Source organism: Geomonas diazotrophica (genome assembly GCF_019063885.1).
In the GTDB taxonomy this organism is placed as follows: domain Bacteria; phylum Desulfobacterota; class Desulfuromonadia; order Geobacterales; family Geobacteraceae; genus Geomonas; species Geomonas diazotrophica.
Map to the genome: position 1 here is coordinate 3,069,264 of NZ_CP077684.1, position 21,358 is coordinate 3,090,621.

Sequence of the window (21,358 nt, forward strand, 5' to 3'; positions counted from 1 at the left end):
CACGACAGTTCCGGCATTTATGACACAAGCTTGCGGCAACAGAGCGATCGATGTCTCCACGACATCGCCCTCGTCCACATGTTGCCTTCACTGATCCATTCATCTCCAGGAGGACGGCATGAACCAACAGGAAGGGTACGCTGACGACATCGTCAAGGGGTTTGTGATCTGGAGCATGGTATGGGGGCTGGTGGCCGTGCTGGTCGGCGTCTTCATCTCGTTCCAGATCGCCTTCCCGCAGCTCAACTTCCCCCCCTACCTCACCTACGGCCGGCTGCGCCCGATCCACACCAACGCCGGGATCTTCGGCTGGGGCATCGGCAGTTTCATGGCCTTCTTCATCTACATCACCCAGCGCCTTACGCGCACGAGCCTGTGGAGTCCGGGGCTGGCGAAGGTCCAGCTCTGGCTCTTCAACGTGGTGATCGCGCTGGCGGCGGTGACGCTGGCCATGGGGATGAACCGCTCCAAGGAATACGCCGAGCTGGAATGGCCGGTGGCAAGCCTCGTCGTGGTGCTCTGGGTGATCTTCGCAGTGAACATCGTGATGACCATCGTGAAAAGGCGCGAGGAGCAGATGTACATCTCGCTCTGGTACATCCTGGCCACCCTGGTCGGGGTCGCCGTACTCTACCTGGTGAACAACGCCGCGATTCCGGTCTCCCTCACCAAGTCCTACTCCGCCTACGCCGGCGCCAACGACGCCAACGTCCAGTGGTGGTACGGGCACAACGCGGTGGCCATGGTGCTCACCACGCCGCCTCTGGCCATCTTCTACTACTTCCTCCCCAAGGCGACCGGGGTCCCCATCTACAGCCACCGGATGGGGGTAGTCGCCTTCTGGAGCCTCATCTTCATGTATCTCTGGACCGGGGCGCACCACCTGCTCTGGACGCCGGTCCCCGACTGGGTGCAGACGCTCGCCATGGGCTTCTCGGTGATGCTGATCGCACCCTCCTGGGCCGCCGTCTTCAACGGCTACTTCTCGATGAACGGGCAGTGGCACCAGATGCGCGAGAACTACCTGGTCAAGTTCCTGATCTTCGGCATCACCTTCTACGGGATGCAGACGCTGCAGGGGCCCTCGCAGGCGGTGCGCACCTTCTCCGCCTTCATCCACTACACCGACTGGGTCCCCGGCCACGTGCACATGGGGACGCTGGGGTGGGTATCGCTGGTGCTCTTCGCGGCCATCTACTACACCGTCCCCAGGCTCTACCACACCGAGGTCTACAGCGTCCCGCTGGCCAACGTGCATTTCTGGCTGGTCCTGACCGGGCAGCTCATCTTCTCCATCACCATGTGGATCGCCGGCGTGCAGCAGGCGGCCATGCTGAACGCGACCAACCCGGACGGAAGCCTGCACTACAGCTTCATCGAGACCATGGTCGAACTCTACCCCTACTGGCACATGCGGGCCCTGGGCGGGGTGATCTATCTCGCGGGGCTCCTCGTCTTCCTCTACAACATCTACCAGACCATCGCCGGCGGCAAGACCCAGGCCGCGGCGCAAAGAGCCTAGGGAGGAGACGCCATGATAGAGAAGAAGCCCATCATATTCCTGCTCCTGGCCACGCTGACCATCCTGGTCGGCACCGTGATCACCATGGTCCTCCCCTTCCGCTGGATCAACGACCCGAAGCTCGCCATCGCCTCGGTGAAGCCCTACACCCCGCTGCAGCTCGAGGGGCGCGACATCTACATCCGCGAAGGGTGCAACAACTGCCACACCCAGACGGTGCGCCCGCTCCTCTCCGACACGGAGCGCTACGGTGAGTACTCGAAAAGCGGCGAGTTCGTCTACGACCAGCCGTTTCTCTGGGGCTCGCGCCGTAACGGCCCGGACCTCGCGAGGATCGGCGGCAAGTACCCGGACGCGTGGCACGTGAAGCACATGAAGGACCCGCGCTCCATGGTGCCCCGCTCCAACATGCCCTCCTACGACTTCTTGAACCGGCCGCTAGACACTAGCCTCTCCGAGAAGAAGATGAAGGCGCTCAAGTTCCCCTACACCCCGGCCGACATCCAGGCGCTGCAGGGAAAGAGCGAAATGGACGCCATCATCGCCTACATGCAGAAGGTGGGCAACGACATCCCCTGGAGAAAGACCGGCAAGGCGGAGGTCTTGGGCGAGCTGAAAAACCCGTTCCAGGGCAACATGAGCGTCCTCCCCGAAGGGCAGAAGCTCTACGCCGAGCACTGCGCCCAGTGCCACGGCATCGAGCTTAAGGGCGAGGTGGGGCCGGACCTGCGCGACCTGGACCAGCCCGACGCCAAGGTGTTCACCAGCGTCTACGGCGGCATCGCCGCCGGCGGCATGCCCTCCTTCGGCGACACCTTGGGCAAGGAGCGCACCTGGAAGGTGGTCACCTACCTGAAGTCCGTGCACAGGAAGTGACATGGACAGCGCAAGCATCTACTACCTGGGGGTGACCCTGCTCCTCTTCCTGGTCTTCGCCGCCATCGTGGCGCGCACCTACAGCCGTAAACAGAAGGCGAAGGGGGAGCAACCCAAATACCGGATGATGGACGACGACTACCCGAGCGACGAGAAAAAAGGAGGACGCGATGTCCGACGAAAATAAAGAGTACGACGGCATCAGGTACCGCGCCGAGAAGAACTCCCCGCTGGTGTTCAGGATCCTGTTCTTCGGCCTTGTGACCTGGGGAATCATCTTCATGGCCTACTACCTGTTCAGCGGCTGGAGCTCCTACGGCGAGTTCGCCGAGGTCAAGAAGGCCAAGGAGGCGCGCCTCGCCGTGCAGAAGGAGACGGCGGCCGCCGGCCAGGCGGTTCCGGCACACGAGGAGATCAGGACCGCGGACCTCGCCGCGGAGGGTAAGAAGGAGTTCGCCGCCCGCTGCGCCTCCTGCCACGGCGCCGACGCCAAGGGGGGAATCGGCCCCGACCTTACCGCGAAAAAGTTCAAGTACGGCAGGACCGCCCCGGAGGTGACCACCAGCATCAGTGACGGGCGCCCGGGCGGCATGCCGGGCTTCAAGAACGAACTCTCCGGCGACAAGCTGCAGGGGCTGGTCCAGTACGTCCTGTCGCTTTGAAGACAGTACCGTTGAAGAAGTGGCGCATCGCCCCCTGGCGCAAGGGGGTGCAGTGGCTCGCCACGCTGCTCATCCTGGTGATCCCGTTCGTCCGTCCCGGCGGCGAATCGCTGCTGCGGCTGGACGCGGGCACGAGGACGCTCCTTTTTTTCGGTGCAAAGCTGCGCATCGAGGAGTTCTACCTGCTCCTCATCGTGGTGCTGATCCTGGTCTTCGCCTTCTTGTTCGTCACCATGCTCTTTGGCAGGGTCTGGTGCGGCTGGCTCTGCCCCCAGACCACGCTTGGCGATCTTGCCGACTGGTTCGACGCCCGGACCCGGGTCCTGCCCGCGCCGGCGCGTGCCGCGCTAAGAGTGCTTTGGCATCTCGCCCTCTCGGCACTGGTGGCCGCGAACCTGGTCTGGTACTTCATCGCCCCGCCCGATTTCTTCGCGCGGATTGCCGCGGGGAAGCTGGGGGCGGTGGCGGGGATCTCCCTCACCGTGACGGCGCTCATCGTCTACCTCGACCTCGCCTTCGTGCGGCGCCGGTTCTGCAAGAGCGTCTGCCCCTACGGTCGGATCCAGCTGATGACCATGGAGCGCGGCACGCTCACCCTGGAGTTCGACCCGGAGCTCAAGGGGGTCTGCCTGCGCTGCGGCGCCTGCGTCAGGGCCTGTCCCACCGGGATCGACATCCGCCAGGGTCTGCAGATCGAGTGCATCAACTGCGGCCGCTGCCTGGACGCGTGCCGTGACGTGTTCGCCCCGCGCAAAAGCGGAGGACTGATCCATTACACCTTCGGGCCGCGGGGTCCCGACGGGTCGCGGCCGGTTAACAAAAAGGCGCTCCTTTTGGGGGGCGTGCTCCTGTTGCTGGTGGCCCTGCTGGTCTTCGAGGCGACCACGCGCCAGGAGGCGACGCTCAAGGTACAGCGCGCCGAAAGCGGCGAGGTGAAGCGGCTGCCGGACGGCTCGCTGGTGAACTTCTACTCCGTGTTCCTGGAGAACCGCGGCGGTGCGTCCCGGACCTTTTCGTTGGAGGCGGCGCCCTTGCCGGGATACCGGGTGGAGCTGATAGGCCCGGTGCGGGAGATAACGCTGGCGGCGAACGCCAACAGGAAGATCGGGTTCGCCTTGAAGCTCAATCCGGCGCCGGCGCCGGGAATGCAGGTAGAGCTGCGGCTCGTCTCCGGCGACAAGGTGGTGGCGGCAAGCCCGCTGCCGGTCGCCGTGCAGTAGCGCGGAAAGCGGTGCAGATCACGGTACGGCGGCGCCCTCACCCCTGCCCCTCTCCCGGAGGGCGAGGCTGGTGGAGCACCTTGTCCCGCGCTGGAATCCTCATCGCTTCTCCAGCGAGGGGCACCCCCCTGTGACAGACTGCGCTCAATTACGACACCCCCCGTCCGTCCCCTCGCCCACCGGGAGAGGGTGGCCGGAGGCCGGGTGAGGGCTTTTCGATGAAGGAAGAAACCATGAAGAGAAGAGCCACCATATCGTCCTGCCGCTGGCAGTTGGCCATCCTGCTTTTATTGGCGGTCTTTCTCCTGGGGATGGGCACCAGCATGTTCATCTCGTTCGAACGCGGGAGCCGGGTCACCGACACCGACTACTACCAAAACGGCCTCAACTACGCCAAGACCAGGAGCGGCGCGTACAACCCCGGCCTGGACTGGGTCATGTCCGCCTCGCTTGCCGGCAGCGATCTGCAGGTCCGGGTGCACGACGAGAAGGGGGCCCCGGTCGCCGGCGGGAGCCTCTTGTTCCAGACCAGGCGCGGCAACGAGAAGGAGGTGCTGACGCTGGCGGAATCCGCGCCAGGTGTCTTCGTCGCCCCTTGGCCCGTCTCCGGGCAGGCCGAGCTGCGCGGCGAGCTCATCTTTACCAAGGGAGAGGCGGTCGCCTCCCAGAAAGTGGTGTTTTTCAATTGAGAGGCGCGCTGGCACCCTGTTTCCATTGCGGCGGCGAGATACCGCCGGGCATGCTGGTCGAGGAGCGCACCCCTGACTCGGTGCTCTCCTTTTGCTGCCACGGCTGCCACGGCGCCTACCTCCTCATAAGCGGGTCGGGGCTCGCCGACTACTACCGCCGGCGCGACTGGCAGGAAACGGGGCTGATCCCCCGGGCCTTCAAGGGGGAGTACCGCGACGCCTACCTGTCCAGCTTCGTCTACGCCACCGCCGAGGGAAGCGTCATCGACATCATCATCGACGGTATCCGCTGCGCCTCCTGCGTCTGGCTGAACGAAAAGATCATCGGCGCGATCCCCGGCGTCACCGAGGCCCGGGTCAACTACGCAACCGGCCGGGCCAGGGTCCGCTTCGACCCGGACCGGATCACGCCCGCCGCCATATTCAACCGCATCGACCAGATCGGCTACGTCCCCCGCCCCTACACCGAGGACGCGGCGCGGGAGGCGGGGCAGCGGGTGCAGAAGGATCTCCTGGTCCGCTTCGGCACCGCCTTCTTCCTCAGCATGCAGCTCATGGCATACGCCTTCGCCCTCTACGCCGGCTACTTCCAGGGGATCGAGCCGCAGATGAAGGGGTACCTGCAGCTCTTCTCGCTCCTGGTCACGACGCCGGTGGTCTTCTACTGCGGCTGGCCCTTTCTCTCCGGCGCCTGGCGCGGCATCTGCAACGGCGCTCCCAACATGGAGCTCCTGATCGCCATCGGCGCCCTCTCCTCCTACGGCTACAGCGTCTACGCGACCTTTGCCGGGGGCGAGGTCTACTTCGAAACCGCCGCGATGATCGTCACCCTGATCCTCGCCGGGCGGCTCCTGGAAAATGGCGCCAAGCGGCGCGCCTCCAGCGGGATCGGGAGGCTTTTGGAGCTTTGCTCGGGGCAGGCGCAGCGCTTTGCCGGGGATAAGCTGGAGACCGTGGAGCCCTCGCAGCTCTCCCCGGGCGACCTGATCCTGGTTGCCCCGGGGGAGAGGTTCCCGGTGGACGGGACGGTAATGGAAGGGAGCAGCGATGTCGACGAATCGGCCGCGACCGGAGAGCCGCTGCCGCAGCTGAAAAAGGCAGGCGACCAGGTCATCGCCGGGAGCAGCAACCTGACCGGCGCCCTGCGCGTGGCCTGCCTCAGGAAGGCCGGGGAGAGCTTCATCGCCAGGGTGGCGCACCTCGTGGAGGAGGCCCAGAGCCGGCGCGCACCCATCCAGGCCATCGCCGACCGGGTCAGCGCCTACTTCGTCCCGGCCGTCCTTACCCTCTCCGTGGCGACCTTTTGCTGGCACTACAGCCAGGGAAGGTCGTTGGGGGCGAGCCTCATGGTGGCGCTCGCCGTGCTGGTGATCGCCTGTCCCTGCGCGCTTGGTCTCGCAACCCCGACCGCCATCCTGGCCGGGACCGGCGCCGCCGCGGCCCTCGGGGTCGTGTTCAAGGGAGGCGACGTGCTGGAGCGGTTGAGCCGCGTCAGCGTCGCGGTCTTCGACAAGACCGGCACCCTCACCCGGGGCGCTCCCATGCTGGTCGACATACAGGCTGCGCCGGGGATGACGCCGCGCCAGGTGCTGGCGCTGGCCGCCGCGGTGGAATGCGGCTCCCTGCACCCCATCGCCAAGGCGGTGCGCGACTACGCTGCCCGGCACGACATCGAGTATCCCGCCGGGACCGAACTGGTGACGCTTGCCGGCGCCGGGGTCACGGGCCGAGTGGCGAGCGAGACGGCGGCCCTGGGAAGCGTTCCGTTTTTGGAGCGCCTGGGGGTCTCGGGTATCCCGACCGAGCTGGCATCGCCGGAGGGGGGGATGCTGGTGGGAGTCGCCCACAAGGGGCGCTACTGCGGCACCCTCACCTTCAAGGACCGCATGCGGGACGACGCCCCCGGCGTGGTCTCCTACTTCCGGCGCAAGGGAATCGACACCCTGCTTTTAAGCGGCGACCGCCAGGAGTGCACCGACAAGGTCGCCAAAAGCGCCGGGGTGGCCAAGGGGGTGGGCTCGCTCTCCCCTGCGGACAAAACCAGGGAGATAGAAAAGCTCCAGCGAGAAGGCGCGACGGTCTTGATGGTGGGGGACGGCATCAACGACGCCCCGGCACTCTCAGCCGCCGACGTCGGCTGCGCGGTCGCCGGTGGGACCGACATCGCCCTGGAGACCTCGGACCTGGTCCTCGCCAAGCCGGACCTTGAGCGCCTTTCGCTCGCGCACAGGATAGCGCGGCGCACCATGGCGGTGGTCCGGCAGAACCTTGTCTGGGCCTTTCTTTACAACCTGATCGGCATCCCGCTCGCCATGACCGGGCGCCTCACCCCGATCTACGCGGCGGCCGCCATGGCGCTCAGCTCCGTCTGCGTGGTCGGCAACTCGCTGAGGCTTATGAGGACTCCGGATGAATAACTCGCTTTTCGCACTTATTGGACTATCCTTCTTCCTTGGCTGCGGCTGCTGGCTCTTCTTCCTGTGGGGGGTGCAAAAGGGTGAATTCAACGACCTGGAGCGCCCAAAGCACAGGATGCTCGATGACGACGAGGCCCCGCTCCCTGCCCGTAGCGAGGGTTCCCCTCCCCTGCCCGTCCCTCCTTCCGAGCATGAACTCACCCTGTCCCACCGCCCTCCGGAGCCCCCGGAAGCGGAAGCGCAGGCGGGGGCGGTGCCGCACCGATAACACCTACAGGAGACCGCCTATGCTACAGATCTGGTTGGCGTTCGTGGCCGGTTTGGCCGGCAGCTTCCACTGCATCGGGATGTGCGGCGGCATCGTGGCCGCTATCTCCCTTAAGGACAAGGACGGGGCGCTGGGGTCAAGGCTCAAGTCCCAGCTCTTCTATAACACCGGCCGCATAGTGACCTACACGCTTTTGGGGGCGCTGGCCGGTCTGATCGGCTCGTCGCTCAACCTCATGGCCATGAAGACGGTCTTCCGCTGGTTCATGGTGGGGGCGAACCTCATGGTGATCATGGTGGGGCTCTCCTCCGCGCTGGGGCTGAGCGTTCTCAACCTCTCCACCCTGGAAGGGAGCGGCGCGCGCTTCCTTACGGTCCCGGTGAGGCGTGCCCTCGCCGCCCCCTCACCGCTCGCCTCCCTGCCCTTGGGCCTGGTGCTGGGCCTGCTCCCCTGTGGCCTGGTCTACGCGCCCCTTCTCGTCGCCGCCGGGACCGGGAGCCCCATCACCGGTGCGGCCACCATGGCCGCCATGGGACTGGGAACGGTTCCGGTGATGCTCGGCTTCGGAACCGCCTCGAGCGCCGTCTCCGGCGCCCTCAGAAACGCCATGCTGCGCGCCGCCGGCATCGCCATCGCCTTGATGGGAGTGGCTGGCCTGTGGCGCGTCATCGGCAAGATGGCGGCGCACCATTGATCGCCCCCCACCTCTAAAAGCGGTAGTGCAAAGAACGCTAAGTATCCGCGAAGAACACGAAGAATTGCCGGGGTAAACCTTTTTTGGCGTACTTTGCGTAACCGCTTTATAAAGGGTTAGAATATGCGGGGAGGCCGTATCATGAATAAACAGGGAAGCCCGCCGGTGCAGATACACAGGCTGGAGCCGAAGCTGAAAAAGGGACTGACCGTGGTCATCACCGGTCACGGCAAGGGGAAGACCACCTCGGCGCTGGGGATGGCGCTGCGCGCCTGCGGACACGGCATGAGGGTCTGCATCATCCAGTTCATGAAGGGGGACCTGTACGCGGGGGAGTGGGACGGGGTGAAGCTTCTGGGCGATCAGGTTGAACTGCACAAGACCGGCAAGGGGTTCTGCGGCATCCAGGGTAACCCCTACCCCAAGAGCGAGCACCGCGCCAACGCCCAGGACGCCGTGGCGCTCGCCCTGGAGAAGATGGCGTCGGGGAAATGGGACATGGTGATCCTGGACGAGATCAACAATGCACTGCAGCTGCAACTGATCGACCTGGAGCAGGTGCTGGAGATACTGGCGCAAAAGCCGCCGCTCATGCACCTGGTTTTGACCGGCCGGGACGCGCACCCCCTGGTGATCGACCTCGCCGACACGGTGAGCGAGGTGGTGGAGGTGAAGCACGCGTACCGCAAGGAGATCGAGCCGCAGCCCGGGGTGGATTACTGATCCTCCCAGACGCTGACCCGGTTCCTCCCCCCCGCCTTGGATCGGTACAGGGCCCCGTCCGCCGAGCAGATGTACCACTCCACGTTGTGGTCGCGCGTCGCCAGCCCCCCCCCCACGCCGAGGCTCATGGTGACCACGCCGAACTCGGACTGGGCGTGCGGCAGGGCCTGCCCCATGAGCTCCAGCCGCAGCCGCTCGGCCAGGTGCCCCGCCAGCTCGGCACTGGTGTCGGGCAGGATGACGGCAAACTCCTCGCCGCCGTAGCGCGCCACCACCTCGCCGGCGCGCTTGAAACTCTTCCTCAACAGCTCCCCCACCAGTTGCAGACAGCTGTCCCCGGCCAGGTGCCCGTACAGGTCGTTGAACTGCTTGAAGCGGTCGATGTCGCACATGATCAGTGAGAGGTTGCGCCCGTTGCGCGTGGCGCGCTGGACCTCCGAGCGCAGCGCCTCGTCGAAATGGCGCCGGTTGGCCACCCCGGTCAGCCCGTCCTCGCGCGCCAGCACCTCGAGCTCCAGATTCTTGCGCGCCAGTTCCGCGCTCAGCTGCTCCAAGAGGTCGCCCCTGCGCTTTAGTTCCAGGTGGTTGCGCACCCGCGCCAGCACGATGGGAGGCCGGATCGGCTTGGTGAGGTAGTCGATGGCCCCAAGCTCCAGCCCCCTGGTCTCGTCCTCGTCGTTTCCCATCGCCGTCACAAAGACCACCGGCATGCGAGCCGTCGCGGGGTCCCGCTTCAGTAGACGGCAGACCTCGTAGCCGTCCATGTCGGGCATCATGACGTCCAGAAGCACCAGATCCGGCGTATGCTCCCGCACCATCCGCATGCCGTCGGCGCCGCTCTTGGCGAAGAGGACGTCGAACTCCCCCTTGAGGATCTTGTACAGGATCTCGATGTTGGCCGCGGTGTCGTCCACGATCAGGATCTTGCCCCTTGCTGCTTGTTCCGGCTCCTCGCTCATGTCCTTAGCTCCAGGTGTTCAATCATTTCCTGCAAAACCGCACGGGCGTCGGCGAAATCAAGCGCCTGCAAGGTCGCGTCCAGCCGCGCCGGCAATTCCCCCGCCAGCAGGGGGCGCATCTCCTCCCACACCGCCAGGGCGTTCATGTTCTGGCTCGCCAGCAGTCGGGCGAGGGTGCGGGCCAAGGCCGCCACCTGCTCGGGGTCCTCGCACTCGATCCTCGCCGTAAAAGGACCCGCCTCCCTTTCGGCGATCCCCCACTCCTCTTCCAGCTGCCGGATGGAGCCCATCACCTCCTCCAGCTTCTCGGCAAACCTTTCCAGGGTTTCGTGCACCTGGCTGGCGTCGTTTCCCTGCAGGGCCATCTCCAGGGAGGCGGCGGCGCTCCCCAGCCAGATCGCCCCCAGGCTCCCCGCGCTTCCCTTGACCGTGTGGATCGCCCGCCGGGCCTCTTTGAGGTCGCCGGCTCCCGCTGCCGCGGCGATCCGCTGCACGAGCCCTTCGTTGTCCCGGCGGAAGCTGACCAGGAGCTTCTTCAAAAGCTTGCCGTCCTGGATCCTGGACTTGGCCCGCTGCAGGTCCAGTCCCGGCACCTGGTCGGGGAGGTCCTGCCCGCTTTCCCCCGCCTGCCCGGCCGGGGGCTCCGGTTGCCCCGGCAGCGCCCCCACCCAGCGGTTCAGAGTCGCGAACAGCCCGGGGACGTTGATCGGCTTGTCCACCTGGTCGTTCATGCCCGCTTCGCGGCAGAGCAGACGCTCCCCAGGCAGCGCACTGGCGGTCATGGCGATGATGGGGAGCCGCTCCAGCGCGGGATCGAGCCGCATGCGCCGGGTCGCCTCCAGGCCGTCCATGACCGGCATGTGCACGTCCATGAGCACGGCGTGGTAAGCCGTCCCGGGGGCGTGCACCATGGATAGGGCCTCGGCGCCGTTACGCGCCACCTCGACCTTGACCCCGCCCCGCTCCAGGATGAACCGGGCCACCTCCTGGTTGATGGGGTTGTCCTCCACCAGCAGGACGCGCATCCCCGCCCCCACCTGGATGGGCTCTCCCGCCGGGGGCTCGGGGAGCGGGGCCTGTCCGCTCCCGGTCACGCCGAAACGGGCCATGAAGCTGAAGGTGCTGCCGCGGCCTGGCTCGCTCTCCACCCACATCTGCCCCTCCATGAGCTGAACCAGCTCACGGCAGATGGCGAGGCCGAGCCCGGTCCCGCCGTAGCGGCGGGTGGTGGAGTTGTCCGCCTGGGTGAAGGGGGTGAAGAGCCCCTCCTGCTGCTTGGCCTCCATCCCGATGCCGGTATCGGAGACGGAGAAGCGCAGCGTCACGCAGTCCCGCTCCAGGGCCAAAAGCACCACCCCCACCTCGACCTTCCCCTTCTCGGTGAACTTGATGGCGTTGCCGGTGAGGTTCAAAAGCACCTGCCCAAGCCTGAGCGGGTCCCCCACCAGGAGCTCCGGGATGCCGTCGCCTGCGGCCACCGAGAACTCGATCTCCTTGTCCCGCAGGATGGCTCCCACCACGTTCTGCAGGTCGGAGAGCACCTGATCCAGCCGGAACGGGATCCGCTCGAGCTCCATCTTCCCCGCCTCTATCTTGGAGAAATCGAGGATGTCGTTGATGACCCGGAGCAGTACCCCCGAGGCACTCTGCGCCTTGTCCAGGTAATCCATCTGCTGCTCGGTGAGTTCGGTATGCCGCAAAAGGTAGAGCATCCCCAGCGCGGCGTTCATCGGGGTGCGGATCTCGTGGCTCATGTTGGCCAGGAACTCGCTTTTCGCCCGCGTCGCCGCCTCCGCAGCCTCGGTCGCTCTAAGCAGCTCCTCCTCGGCCCGCTTGCGCTCGGTGATGTCGAAGAAGGTGACCACCCCTCCCACCAATTCCCCGTCCCTCATCTGCGGATAGGACCAGAACTCCACGGCGAAACTGGTGCCGTCGGCACGCCAGAAGACCTGGTCGTCGCTGTGCAGCCCCTGCTCCCCGCGCAGCACCCGGCTCAGGGCACAGGACTGCTCCGGATTGGGAGAGCCGTCGGAAGTGGTGTGATGGATGAGCAGGTGCATGTTCCTTCCCAGCAGTTCCTCGGCCCCGGCATAGCCGAGCAGCCTGGCGCAGGCGCGGTTGGCGAAGGTGCAGTTCCCCAGGAGGTCCATCCCGAAGATCGCCTCGGCCGTCGATTCCAGCAGGAGCCTGATCCGCTCGTCGCTCCTGACCAGCGCCTCCTCGGCCCGCTTTCTCTCGGTGATGTCCTCCTTCACCGCCACGAAGTTCCTGATCTCCCCCGTGTCGCCGGTGACCGAGGATATGGAGGCGCTCTCCCAGTAGAGATCCCCGTTTTTGCGCCGGTTGCGCATCTCGCCGCGCCACTGGCGACCGGAGAGCACCGTCTGCCACATCTGGGCATAGAACTCGGGGGGATGCCACCCCGATTTCACGATCCTGGGGTTTTGCCCCAGCGCCTCCTCGGCGCTGTAACCGGTCACCTTGGTGAAATGGGGGTTGACGTACTCGATCTGCCCGTTGCGATTGGTCACCATCACCGTGACCGGCGCCTGATCGATCGCCAGGCGGAGCTCGCGCGCCGATTCCTTTTGCCGGCGCAGCTCAAGGATCATCCGGTTGAAGGCGCGCGCCAGCGTCCCGATTTCGTCCCCGGTCCGGATGGCCACCGGCTCCAGCTCCTGCTCCTGGTCGCTGATCCCCTCCACGTGGCGGATGAATGTCAAAAGCGGCGCCGTCAGCCGCCGCATGAAAAGCAGGCAGACCAGCACGCTCCCGGCCAGGGCCGCCATCAGCCCGGCCGCCAACAGCAGTTTGGCCTCCCGCACCGGCGCGTAGGCCTCGGTGAGCGGGAAGGTCGAGGCGAGGATCCACCCCGTGCTGTTCAGGCGCTTGAAGGCGGCCACCGCCGGCAATCCGCGCGAGGTCACCGTCTCGCCGGCACCCTCGTACCCCGCCAGTGCCCGGTCCAGCAGGGGATTCGCCCCCGGAGGGAGGTCGCGCTTCATGATGCGCTGCTGCTCCGGGTGGGCGATGATGATGCGCTGGGTGTTGAACAGGTAGAGGTAGCCGTTTTTCCCGATCCTGGCGTGGGCGAGCTTGCCCAGGTAATTGTCCTTGTACAGGTCGATCATCCCCCCGATCATCCCCAGGATGTCCCCCTTGCCGTCCAGCACCGGGACCACGAAGGCGACCGTGGGGTGACCGTGCGCCTGGGTCGAGACGAAGGGCTCGGAGATGACGGGCCTTTTGCTGCGGGCGACATCGCGGTAGTAGTCGCGGAAGGAGTAATCCCTGCCGATCAGCTGCTTTTCCAGGGGATTCACCGCGAGGAGTCTGCCCCGGGCGTCGAAGATGAAGATGTCGCTGTCAAAGAGCGCCAGGATGTCGGGCCGCTGTTCCAGGAAGCGCTGGGCCAAAAGCGGACTGGTCAAGAGCCGGTGCGGGATGGTCCTGGCGAGGGCCTCGAGCTGGAGCTGGGTCTGACGCATCTTGCTGTCGATCTCTCCGGCCATGGAGTTGACCATGGAGAACTGCTGCTCCGACACGGTCTCCTGGTACTGCTTTTCCAGGAACCATGAGGCGGACAGGGTCATGCAGGAGAGCACCAGCACCACCAGCAGGGACACCATCAGGCTCATCTTGGTTGTCAGGCTCAGTTTCTTCATCCCGGCGAGCACTCCTCGCCACCACGCGTACGAAAATGGCCGGGGCAAAGGCTCGGCACGGTGGTCGCTCCAGTCCTCTTCGGCGCACGGGGGGGAATCTTTAATTAGCGGCATCAGGATATACGAAGCCGCGATGTCGGGATCCCCCTCCGCGTTATGGGAGGTTGCCTGCCCTTGGGGGACTGCTATACTGGCACATTGTCGTTTTTTAACAACAGGAGATCCTCCTTGTCAGAGCAGCGATCAAACGACGGCTATCACCGCCTGATGCGGCGGGTGAACCGGTTTCCGCAGGGGGCGCCCGAGTCGGAGCTCCTGCTCAGGATCTTTTCCATCCTGTGCAGCGAGCGGGAGGCGGTGCTCATGAGCCTGTTGCCGCTGCGCCCCTTCTCCGCGACCAAGGCCGCCCGGATCTGGAACCTTCCCACCAGGGACGCCCGGGCCCTGCTGGAAAAGCTCGCCTCCCGCTCGCTGCTGCTGGACATCGAGCGCGACGGCAGGCGTATCTACTTCCTTCCTCCCCCCATGGCCGGCTTCTTCGAGTTCTCCCTGATGCGGCTGCGCCCCGACCTGGACCAGAAGGAGCTGGCGCGGCTCTATTTTCAGTACATAAACGTCGAGGACGCCTTCATCCGCGACCTCTTTGCCGGGGGCGAGACCTCGCTCGGGCGGGTGCTGGTGAACGAGGAAGCGATTCCGGACGAGCAGGCCTGCCAGGTGCTCGACTACGAGCGCGCCAGCGAGGTGATCAAGAGCGCGAGCGACATCGCGGTGGGGCTTTGCTACTGCCGGCACAAGATGGCGCAACTGGACCGGGCCTGCGCCGCGCCGCTGGACATCTGCATGACGCTGAACCTCGCGGCGCAGTCGCTGTTAAGGCGGGGGGTGGCGCGCCGCGTGGAGAGCGCCGAGGGGCTGGACCTGCTGCAAAAGGCACGCGACCTGAACCTCGTGCAGTGCGCGGACAACGTGCAAAAGCGGGTCAACTTCGTCTGCAACTGCTGCCGCTGCTGCTGCGAGGGGCTCATCGCGGCCCGCAGGCTGGCCATCCCCAACGCCATGTACAGCACCAACTTCGTGCAGGCAACGCAGGCCGACCGCTGCAGCGGCTGCGGCAGGTGCGCGGCCGTCTGCCCGGTCGGCGCGGTGACCGTCAATCCCGAAGGGGGCCGGTCCCAGACCGACACCGACTTCTGCCTTGGATGCGGGGTATGCGTGCGCAACTGCCCCACCGGCGCCCTCCGGCTCGAGCCTCGCGCCAAGCGCATCCTCACGCCGGTGAACACCGCGCACCGGCTGGTGCTCATGGCGATCGAGCGCGGCAAGCTGCAAAACCTCATCTTCGACAACCAGGCCTATCTGAGCCACCGCGCCATGGCGGCGATCCTCGGGGCGATCCTCAAACTGCCGCCGGTGCAGCGGCTCATGGCCGCCGAGCAGCTCAAGTCGCGCTACCTTGAGCGGCTTTTGGCCAAAGTGGAGGTGGACCGGTTCTCCGGGTACGACTAGCCGCAGACACCTCGGTTGACTGTTGCCAAAACGCAGCAGTTACTGTACGGTGTTCCTGTACAGCCGACAAGGACAGGGGGAGAAGATGCTGAAGACCACCTACACCAATGCCCGGGCCAACCTCGCCGGGCTTTGCGATGAAGTGACCAAAAACCGCGAGATCGTCATCATCGATCGCCGCAGCGGTGAGAGTGTGGCCATGATAGCCGCGGACGAATTGGCCAGCCTGGTAGAGACGGCGCACCTGATGCGCTCGCCCAAGAACGCCCAGAGGCTCCTGACCGCGCTGGAGCGCGCCCTCAAGCGGGAGGGTGAACCGGAAACGGTTTCAGGACTCCGTCAGGAGTTGGGACTTGGCGGCTAAGGCCCGGGCGGCGGTGTTTCATCCGGAGTTTCGCGAAGACCTGCGCCACTGGGTGGAGGTGGACCGCAAGACGGCGTTACGGGCCCTGTCGCTGGTGGAGGCGGTGATGCGGGACCCTTTCCGTGGAATCGGAAAACCCGAACCGCTCAAGTATCTCTCCCCCGCCGCCTGGTCCCGCCGCCTCACCCAGGAACACCGGCTGGTGTACCTGGTGAGCGACGACCGCGTCGACTTCCTCCAGGCACGCTACCACTACTGATCCCCTCCTACCACACCCCCAGCAGTTTGAGCCCCTCACGGAACAACAGCAGAGCAAAGAAGGTCAGCAGCGCGCCGAGCAGGCGCATGATCCAGAGGTAAACCCTGCTCCCCATGAAGGCCCGCGACCTCCCCACGGCGAGGGCGAGGACGATCTTGGCGCCGACCAGGCAGAGGTAGAAGCTCCCGATGAAGGCGACAAAGGCGGCGGGTCCGACCTTGAGCGACCTGGACAAAAGCGGCGCGCCCACGGTGATCCAGAAAAGGTAAGGGTGCGGGCTGAGCAAGTTGGTCACCACCCCCTTGCGCAGCGACTTGGGAGGGTCCTTGGGGAGGTCCAGTTGGACCGGCTTGGCCCGCAGCGATTGGTAGCCGGTGTAGAGCACGAAGAGGCCGCCTGCCAGCGAGACGCAGCCCAGGATGCCGTGGTAGCCGGAGACTTTCATCAGTAACAGCAGTGTGGCGGCGACGATGGGGAAGTCGGTGATGATGGGGGAGAGCGCCACCCGCACCCCGGACCTGGTGCCGTGGCTGAGCGTTTCGGAGATCACCAGCATCAAAAGCGGCCCCGGCGAGAACCCCGCCGAGCAACCGAGAACAAGACCTGCAGTGAGGAAATCTATCATCTAAAACTTCATCCTTTCCTTCATTCCTTCTCCTTGGGCAGTTGCGGCTGCTCGGCCGCGGTCTCCATCCCCTGGGCCACCTCTTTGACGATGCCCATGCGGGCGTAGATGGGGCGGATCATCTGCCTGATCCGGGGGAGGTTTTTGGCGAATACCAGTGCTCCGGCCAGGCAGCAGGCCGCCCCTATGACCAGGGTCACGCGCGGGCCGACGACCTTGGTCATGGCACCGGCTCCCAGGCTGCCGAAGGGAGCCATCCCCATGAAGGCCACGGTGAAGAAGCTCATCACCCTACCCCGCTTGTCCTCCTCCAGGATGGTCTGCAGGATGGTGTTGCAGGAGGCGACCAGCGTCATGGCGCCGAAACCGGCCACGACCAGCGCGGAGAGGGAGAGCGCCATGCTGCTCGAGACGGCGAAGACGGCGACCCCGATGGAGAAAAGGCAGGTCGAGAGCACGATCAGCTTGCCAAGGCCGAGGACGCTGCTGCGGGAGGCGAGGTAGATGGTGCCGACCAGGGCGCCGCATCCCGCGGCGGTCATCAAAAAGCCGAAGGTGTGGGCGCCGCCGTGCAGGATGTCCTTGGCGAAAACCGGGACCAGCACGGTGTACGGCATTCCGGTAAGGCTCATCAGGGCGACCAGCAGCAGGATGCTCCGAATGGGGCCGAAACCGAAGGCGTAGATGAAGCCTTCCTTGAGTTCGTGATAGATGTGGCGCCGGGGCTTGTCGTTGCCTCCCCGCGGCTCGATGCGCATGGCGGCCAGGGCCAGGAGCACGGCAAGGTAGCTCACGCTGTTCAAGAGGAAGCAGATCCCCTCTCCGACCGAGGCGACCAGCAGGCCGGCGATGGTCGGACCGATCAGGCGGGCGGCGTTCACCATGGAGGAGTTGAGGGCGATGGCGTTGCCGAGATCCTCGCGCTCGGTCACCATTTCGACCACGAAAGACTGGCGGACCGGGATGTCGAAGGCGTTCACGACGCCGAGAACGAGGCTCAGCAACACGATGTGCCAGACCTGGACCACCCCCAGCAGCACCGCCGCCGCCAGGAGCGCCGCCTGGACCATGGCCAGCGCCTGGGTCAGCATCAGCAGGCGGCGCCGGTTGCAGCGGTCCGCGAAGACACCCGCCACCGGGGCGAACAGGAAGGTCGGAACCTGGCTGGTGAACCCGACCACCCCCAGCAGCATGGCGGAGTCGGTCAGTCGGTACACGAGCCAGCTCATGGCAACCTGCTGCATCCAGGTGCCGACCAGGGAGACGCTCTGCCCGGCCACGAAGAGGCGGTAGTTCCGGGAGCGTAGCGCCCGCAGCAGCACCTTGACGCGGGATATGCCGGCGAGGGGGCTCATGGGAGCTTAAAGGGGCGTGCCTTCCTGGGAGGGGGCCTCTCCCGGCACGTCCCGGGTGGGAGTGTCCTCCTCGGTCCCGTCGTCCTCCAGGGTGCAGACGATGGCGGCGACCGTTTCACCGAAGCTGCCGGGGACGACGTCGCTCCACTGTTCGTCGTTGCCGTAGGAGCTCACCGGATTCCCCTTGGCGTCGTAGTAGTGGACCGAGGAGACGTTCATGGTCGCCTCGTTGCAGTTGATGTTCCACTTTTCCTTGCTGTAATAGCTTCCCTTCAGCGGCCCCGCGAGCGCCTTGCGCCCTTCATCCGTGTAGAGAAAGGCGACCCACGCCGAGCGGATGTTGCTGTCGGCGTCGACGATCTGCGCGGAACCCTTGACGCCGTAGACGCACATGCTGTCGCTGCAGTCCAGCTTCAAAAGCGAGGCATCCGCGTCCCACTTCTCCTGCAGCGTTTGCGAGCTCGGCGCATCCTTGGCCGTCTTTGTCTTCTCACCGGCGAACGAGGTCGAGGCGACGAGAACCAGCGCCAGGATCAATAAAGTTTTCATACTGCCCCCTGTTCTTTATTCCGACCTGCTCCTTTTACCACGTCCTGCCTTCCCTGCAATATCTCACCACACTCTCGACATGGATCGCCGTTGTATTGAGAAAGGTCGTGTCGAAGTCGCCGTCCTTTAGTATCAGCGGCAGTTCAGTGCAGCCAAGGATGACCGCCTCCACCTTTTCCTGCAGCACCAGGCGCTCGATGATGTCTATCAACCCCTTCCTCGTGTCGTCCTTTATGATCCCCAGCTCGATCTCCGTCATCAGCTTCTCGTGGATGTAGTGCTGTTCACTGGCAGAGGGGACCACCACAGAGATCCCCGCTGCCGCGAAGGGAGGCGCAAAGAAGTTCTCCTCCATGGTGAACCTGGTCCCCAAAAGCCCGACCTTCTTCACCCCCAGCCCCTTCGCCTTCTCGCAGGTGGCCGCGACGATGCTGATGAGCGGGATGGGCGACTTCGCCTGGACCTCGTCGAACACGACGTGCGGCGTGTTGGCCGTTATGATGGCGAAATCGGCGCCGGCCTTGTGCAGCGCCCTCACCTTCTGCAGCAGCAGGTAAACGAGATGGTTCCATTCGCGCCGGGCGGCGAGGTCCATCACCTCCTGCAGGCTAACGCTGTAGATCACCATCTCCGGTGCGGCGAGGCTCCCCGGCACCCGGAAGGCTTCGATGATGCGCTGGTAGTAGTCGATGGTGGACTCCGGTCCGAGCCCGCCGATCATGCCGATGGTCTTCATCACTTCCTCCTGAGCTCAAGGCTGCACGGTCGCTTCCACCATGCCGGCGCTGCAGATCCTGCGCGCCAGGTCCGTCATCCTGCGCTGCGATTTATTGGTGCGCACGGCCATGGCCAGCGCCTTGGCTTCGCCGATCACCACCACCAGCTTCTTGCCCCGGGTCACCGCGGTGTAGATCAGGTTGCGCTCCAGCATGGTGTAGTGCTGCATGGACAGGGGGATCACGACGGCGGTGTATTCGGACCCCTGGCTCTTGTGGATGCTGGTGGCGTAGGCGAGGCTCACCTCGTCCAGTTCGCCGAACTGATATTCCACCAGCCGCTCGTCGAAATCCACGCTGAGCGTCCCCTCCTCCTGGTGCACCTCCACGATCCGGCCGATGTCGCCGTTGAAGACTTCCTTCTCGTAGTTGTTCACGGTCTGGATCACCTTGTCGCCGGGCGCGAAGCCGGTGCCGAAGCGGGTCACCCTGGGTTCAGCCTTGCCGTTTAGCACACCCTGCAGTTCCGCGTTCAAGGATCCGGTGCCGAGTCCGCCGCGGTTCATGGGGGTGAGCACCTGGATGTCGCGCACCGGGTCGAAGCCGAAACGCTTCGGGATACGCTCGGTGATCACCTGGAGCAGCTTGCCGTGGATGTCCTCGGCGGACGCGGCGGGGATGAAGTAGAAATCGGCCAGCTCCTTCCCCTCGTCCTGCAGGGGGAGCTCGCCGCGGTTGATGCGGTGCGCGTTGACGATGATCTTGGAGCCCGCGGCCTGGCGGAAGATCTCGGTCAGGCGCACGGTGGCAACGGCGCCCGAATCGATGATGTCGGCAAGGACACAGCCGGGGCCGACGGAGGGGAGCTGGTCCACGTCCCCCACGATGATCACGCCGGCGTGGTCCGGGACGGCGGGGAGGAGCTTGTTCATCAGCACCACGTCGACCATGGAGGCCTCGTCCATCACCAGGAGGTCGGTGGCAAGCGGGTTTTCCCGGTCGCGCTTGAAGCCGAAGCTCTGCGGGTCGAACTCCAGCAGGCGGTGGATGGTCTTGGCCTCGATACCGGTCGATTCGGTGAGCCGCTTGGCCGCCCGTCCGGTCGGGGCGCACAGGGTCACCCGTAGTTCCCTGGAGCGGATGATGGCAAGGATGCTGTTCACCAGCGTGGTCTTGCCGACTCCCGGGCCGCCGGTAACGACGACCACCTTGCTCTTCAAGGCAAGCCGGATGGCGTCGCGCTGCGATTGGGACAGGGTGATGCCGTTGTGGCTCTCAACCCAGGGGATGGCCTCTTCCGCGACGATGCCCCCCCAGGGTGGGGCTCCGTTGCAAAGGCGCGAGAGGCTCCCGGCGACACCGACTTCGGCACGGTGCAACGGCGCCAGGAACAGGCAGGGGCGGCCGGCGATCGGCTCGGCGACCAGGTTCTGCTCGGCGATCTCCGCGTCGATGGCGGCTTCGATAACGGCAACGGGGATGTCGAGCAGGGAGGCGGCGCTCTGCGCCAGGTCGGACCGGGCGGCCGCGCAGTGGCCGCTTGCCGAGAGTTCCTGCAGCACGTGCCTGACGCCGGCCTGCGCCCGGATCATCGAGTCGCGCGCGACGCCGAGGTTGGCGGCCAGGGCGTCGGCGGTCTTGAACCCGATCCCGTGGATGTCGAGGGCAAGCCGGTACGGGTTCTCGGTGACCTTGAAGATCGCCTCGTTGCCGTAGCTCTTGTAGATGCGCACGGCGCGTGCGGTCCCAAGGCCGTTGGACTGCAGGAAAACCATGATCTCCCGGATCGCCTTCTGCTCCACCCAGGCGCTCGCCACCGCCTCCATCCGTTTGCGGCCGATGCCGGGGAGTTCCAGCAGCCGCTCGGGGCGGTTCTCTATGACATCGAAGACCTCCTCGCGAAAGGCCTGCACCAGCACCTTGGCGAAGTGGTGGCCGATGCCGTGCACCATCCCGGATCCCAGGTACTTCTCGATCCCCTCCAGCGTGGTGGGGGGCACCACCTTCAGGTGCTCCGCCTTGAACTGCATGCCGTGGGTGCGGTCGTTGTGCCAGGAACCGGTGCACTCGAGGAACTCGCCCGGGGTGATCGACGCGGCGCTCCCGGTCACCGTCACCAGTTCCCGGTGTCCTGAAACCTTCACACGCAGCACGCAGAAGCCCGTCTCCTCGCTGTGGAAGGTAACCCTCTCCAGGGAGCCGGAAATTCTTTCGACCGCATGTTCGGCAGGTGATCTTTCTTTCATCGGGGCTCCAGCTGCAGTGCTTCGGAGATTGGGAACCGTG

General features: G+C 65.4%; 20 protein-coding genes. 13 read left to right on the forward strand and 7 right to left on the reverse strand.

The annotated features are described in order from the left end of the window. The first annotated feature begins 118 nt into the window (after nucleotides 1-118). The 10 genes from KP003_RS13365 to cobO all read left to right on the forward strand — a co-directional run bounded on the left by KP003_RS13365 (nucleotide 119) and on the right by cobO (nucleotide 9,071). Nucleotides 119-1,522, forward strand: coding sequence for a cbb3-type cytochrome c oxidase subunit I (locus tag KP003_RS13365; protein ID WP_216788771.1), 1,404 nt, complete (start codon nucleotides 119-121; stop codon nucleotides 1,520-1,522). 12 nt (nucleotides 1,523-1,534) lie between these two features. Continuing rightward, nucleotides 1,535-2,398 carry a cbb3-type cytochrome c oxidase subunit II gene (locus tag KP003_RS13370; RefSeq protein ID WP_216499488.1) on the forward strand — a complete coding sequence of 288 codons (864 nt, stop codon included), beginning with the start codon at nucleotides 1,535-1,537 and terminating at the stop codon, nucleotides 2,396-2,398. Nucleotide 2,399: 1 nt separating this feature from the next. Further along, nucleotides 2,400-2,585 (forward strand): cbb3-type cytochrome c oxidase subunit 3, encoded by a 186-nt coding sequence (locus tag KP003_RS13375; protein WP_216499489.1) that lies wholly within the window; start codon nucleotides 2,400-2,402, stop codon nucleotides 2,583-2,585. Beyond that, a complete protein-coding gene (locus tag KP003_RS13380; RefSeq protein ID WP_216788773.1) occupies nucleotides 2,569-3,060 on the forward strand; it encodes a c-type cytochrome in 492 nt (163 codons plus the stop codon). Before KP003_RS13375 ends, KP003_RS13380 begins: the two co-directional genes overlap by 17 nt. A gap of 11 nt (nucleotides 3,061-3,071) precedes the next feature. Beyond that, the gene (locus KP003_RS13385; protein WP_239027530.1) at nucleotides 3,072-4,280 is read left to right on the forward strand and encodes a 4Fe-4S dicluster domain-containing protein; all 1,209 of its coding nucleotides are present in this window, start codon (nucleotides 3,072-3,074) and stop codon (nucleotides 4,278-4,280) included. 233 nt (nucleotides 4,281-4,513) lie between these two features. Further along, complete coding sequence (locus KP003_RS13390; protein ID WP_216788776.1) at nucleotides 4,514-4,969, forward strand: FixH family protein; 456 nt, start codon at nucleotides 4,514-4,516, stop codon at nucleotides 4,967-4,969. Next, the gene (locus KP003_RS13395; protein WP_239027531.1) at nucleotides 4,966-7,386 is read left to right on the forward strand and encodes a heavy metal translocating P-type ATPase; all 2,421 of its coding nucleotides are present in this window, start codon (nucleotides 4,966-4,968) and stop codon (nucleotides 7,384-7,386) included. The genes KP003_RS13390 and KP003_RS13395 overlap by 4 nt, the downstream gene beginning before the upstream one ends. Further along, nucleotides 7,379-7,654 carry a cbb3-type cytochrome oxidase assembly protein CcoS gene (ccoS, locus tag KP003_RS13400; RefSeq protein WP_216499493.1) on the forward strand — a complete coding sequence of 92 codons (276 nt, stop codon included), beginning with the start codon at nucleotides 7,379-7,381 and terminating at the stop codon, nucleotides 7,652-7,654. Before KP003_RS13395 ends, ccoS begins: the two co-directional genes overlap by 8 nt. 19 nt (nucleotides 7,655-7,673) lie before the next feature. Next, nucleotides 7,674-8,348, forward strand: a complete 675-nt coding sequence (locus KP003_RS13405) for a sulfite exporter TauE/SafE family protein (protein WP_216499494.1) — start codon at nucleotides 7,674-7,676, stop codon at nucleotides 8,346-8,348. A 141-nt stretch (nucleotides 8,349-8,489) separates the two neighbouring features. After that, nucleotides 8,490-9,071: a cob(I)yrinic acid a,c-diamide adenosyltransferase gene (cobO, locus tag KP003_RS13410; protein WP_216499495.1), complete on the forward strand. Its 582-nt coding sequence runs from the start codon at nucleotides 8,490-8,492 to the stop codon at nucleotides 9,069-9,071. Here cobO and KP003_RS13415 read toward each other — a convergent pair. Further along, a complete protein-coding gene (locus tag KP003_RS13415; RefSeq protein WP_216499496.1) occupies nucleotides 9,065-10,030 on the reverse strand; it encodes a diguanylate cyclase in 966 nt (321 codons plus the stop codon). The two genes, cobO and KP003_RS13415, sit on opposite strands and share 7 nt — an antisense overlap. Further along, the gene (locus KP003_RS13420; protein WP_217299674.1) at nucleotides 10,027-13,695 is read right to left on the reverse strand and encodes a PAS domain S-box protein; all 3,669 of its coding nucleotides are present in this window, start codon (nucleotides 13,693-13,695) and stop codon (nucleotides 10,027-10,029) included. The genes KP003_RS13415 and KP003_RS13420 overlap by 4 nt, the downstream gene beginning before the upstream one ends. Nucleotides 13,696-13,923: 228 nt before the next feature. Here KP003_RS13420 and KP003_RS13425 point away from each other — a divergent pair, with 228 nt between their 5' ends. From KP003_RS13425 to KP003_RS13435, 3 genes are all read left to right on the forward strand, one after another. Then, entirely contained in the window at nucleotides 13,924-15,204 is a 1,281-nt protein-coding gene (locus KP003_RS13425; protein ID WP_239027532.1) for a 4Fe-4S dicluster domain-containing protein, read from the forward strand. An 85-nt stretch (nucleotides 15,205-15,289) separates the two neighbouring features. Next, the gene (locus KP003_RS13430) at nucleotides 15,290-15,568 is read left to right on the forward strand and encodes a type II toxin-antitoxin system Phd/YefM family antitoxin (RefSeq protein ID WP_216499499.1); all 279 of its coding nucleotides are present in this window, start codon (nucleotides 15,290-15,292) and stop codon (nucleotides 15,566-15,568) included. Next, complete coding sequence (locus KP003_RS13435; RefSeq protein WP_216499500.1) at nucleotides 15,558-15,827, forward strand: Txe/YoeB family addiction module toxin; 270 nt, start codon at nucleotides 15,558-15,560, stop codon at nucleotides 15,825-15,827. The genes KP003_RS13430 and KP003_RS13435 overlap by 11 nt, the downstream gene beginning before the upstream one ends. 7 nt (nucleotides 15,828-15,834) lie before the next feature. On the opposite strand, the gene KP003_RS13440 is transcribed toward KP003_RS13435, so the two are convergent. From KP003_RS13440 to recD2, 5 genes are read right to left on the reverse strand one after another with little or no spacing between them, the layout of a single operon-like run. Continuing rightward, nucleotides 15,835-16,452 (reverse strand): LysE family translocator, encoded by a 618-nt coding sequence (locus KP003_RS13440; protein ID WP_216499501.1) that lies wholly within the window; start codon nucleotides 16,450-16,452, stop codon nucleotides 15,835-15,837. A gap of 20 nt (nucleotides 16,453-16,472) precedes the next feature. Continuing rightward, nucleotides 16,473-17,807: an MFS transporter gene (locus KP003_RS13445; RefSeq protein WP_216499502.1), complete on the reverse strand. Its 1,335-nt coding sequence runs from the start codon at nucleotides 17,805-17,807 to the stop codon at nucleotides 16,473-16,475. Nucleotides 17,808-17,813: 6 nt separating this feature from the next. Next, on the reverse strand, nucleotides 17,814-18,356 hold the full coding sequence (locus KP003_RS13450; protein WP_217299676.1) for a surface-adhesin E family protein: 543 nt from the start codon (nucleotides 18,354-18,356) through the stop codon (nucleotides 17,814-17,816). 34 nt (nucleotides 18,357-18,390) lie between these two features. Beyond that, complete coding sequence (locus KP003_RS13455; protein WP_217299677.1) at nucleotides 18,391-19,092, reverse strand: aspartate/glutamate racemase family protein; 702 nt, start codon at nucleotides 19,090-19,092, stop codon at nucleotides 18,391-18,393. Between the two features lie 15 nt (nucleotides 19,093-19,107). Continuing rightward, nucleotides 19,108-21,318 carry an SF1B family DNA helicase RecD2 gene (gene recD2 / locus KP003_RS13460; RefSeq protein ID WP_217299678.1) on the reverse strand — a complete coding sequence of 737 codons (2,211 nt, stop codon included), beginning with the start codon at nucleotides 21,316-21,318 and terminating at the stop codon, nucleotides 19,108-19,110. Nucleotides 21,319-21,358: the final 40 nt, after the last annotated feature.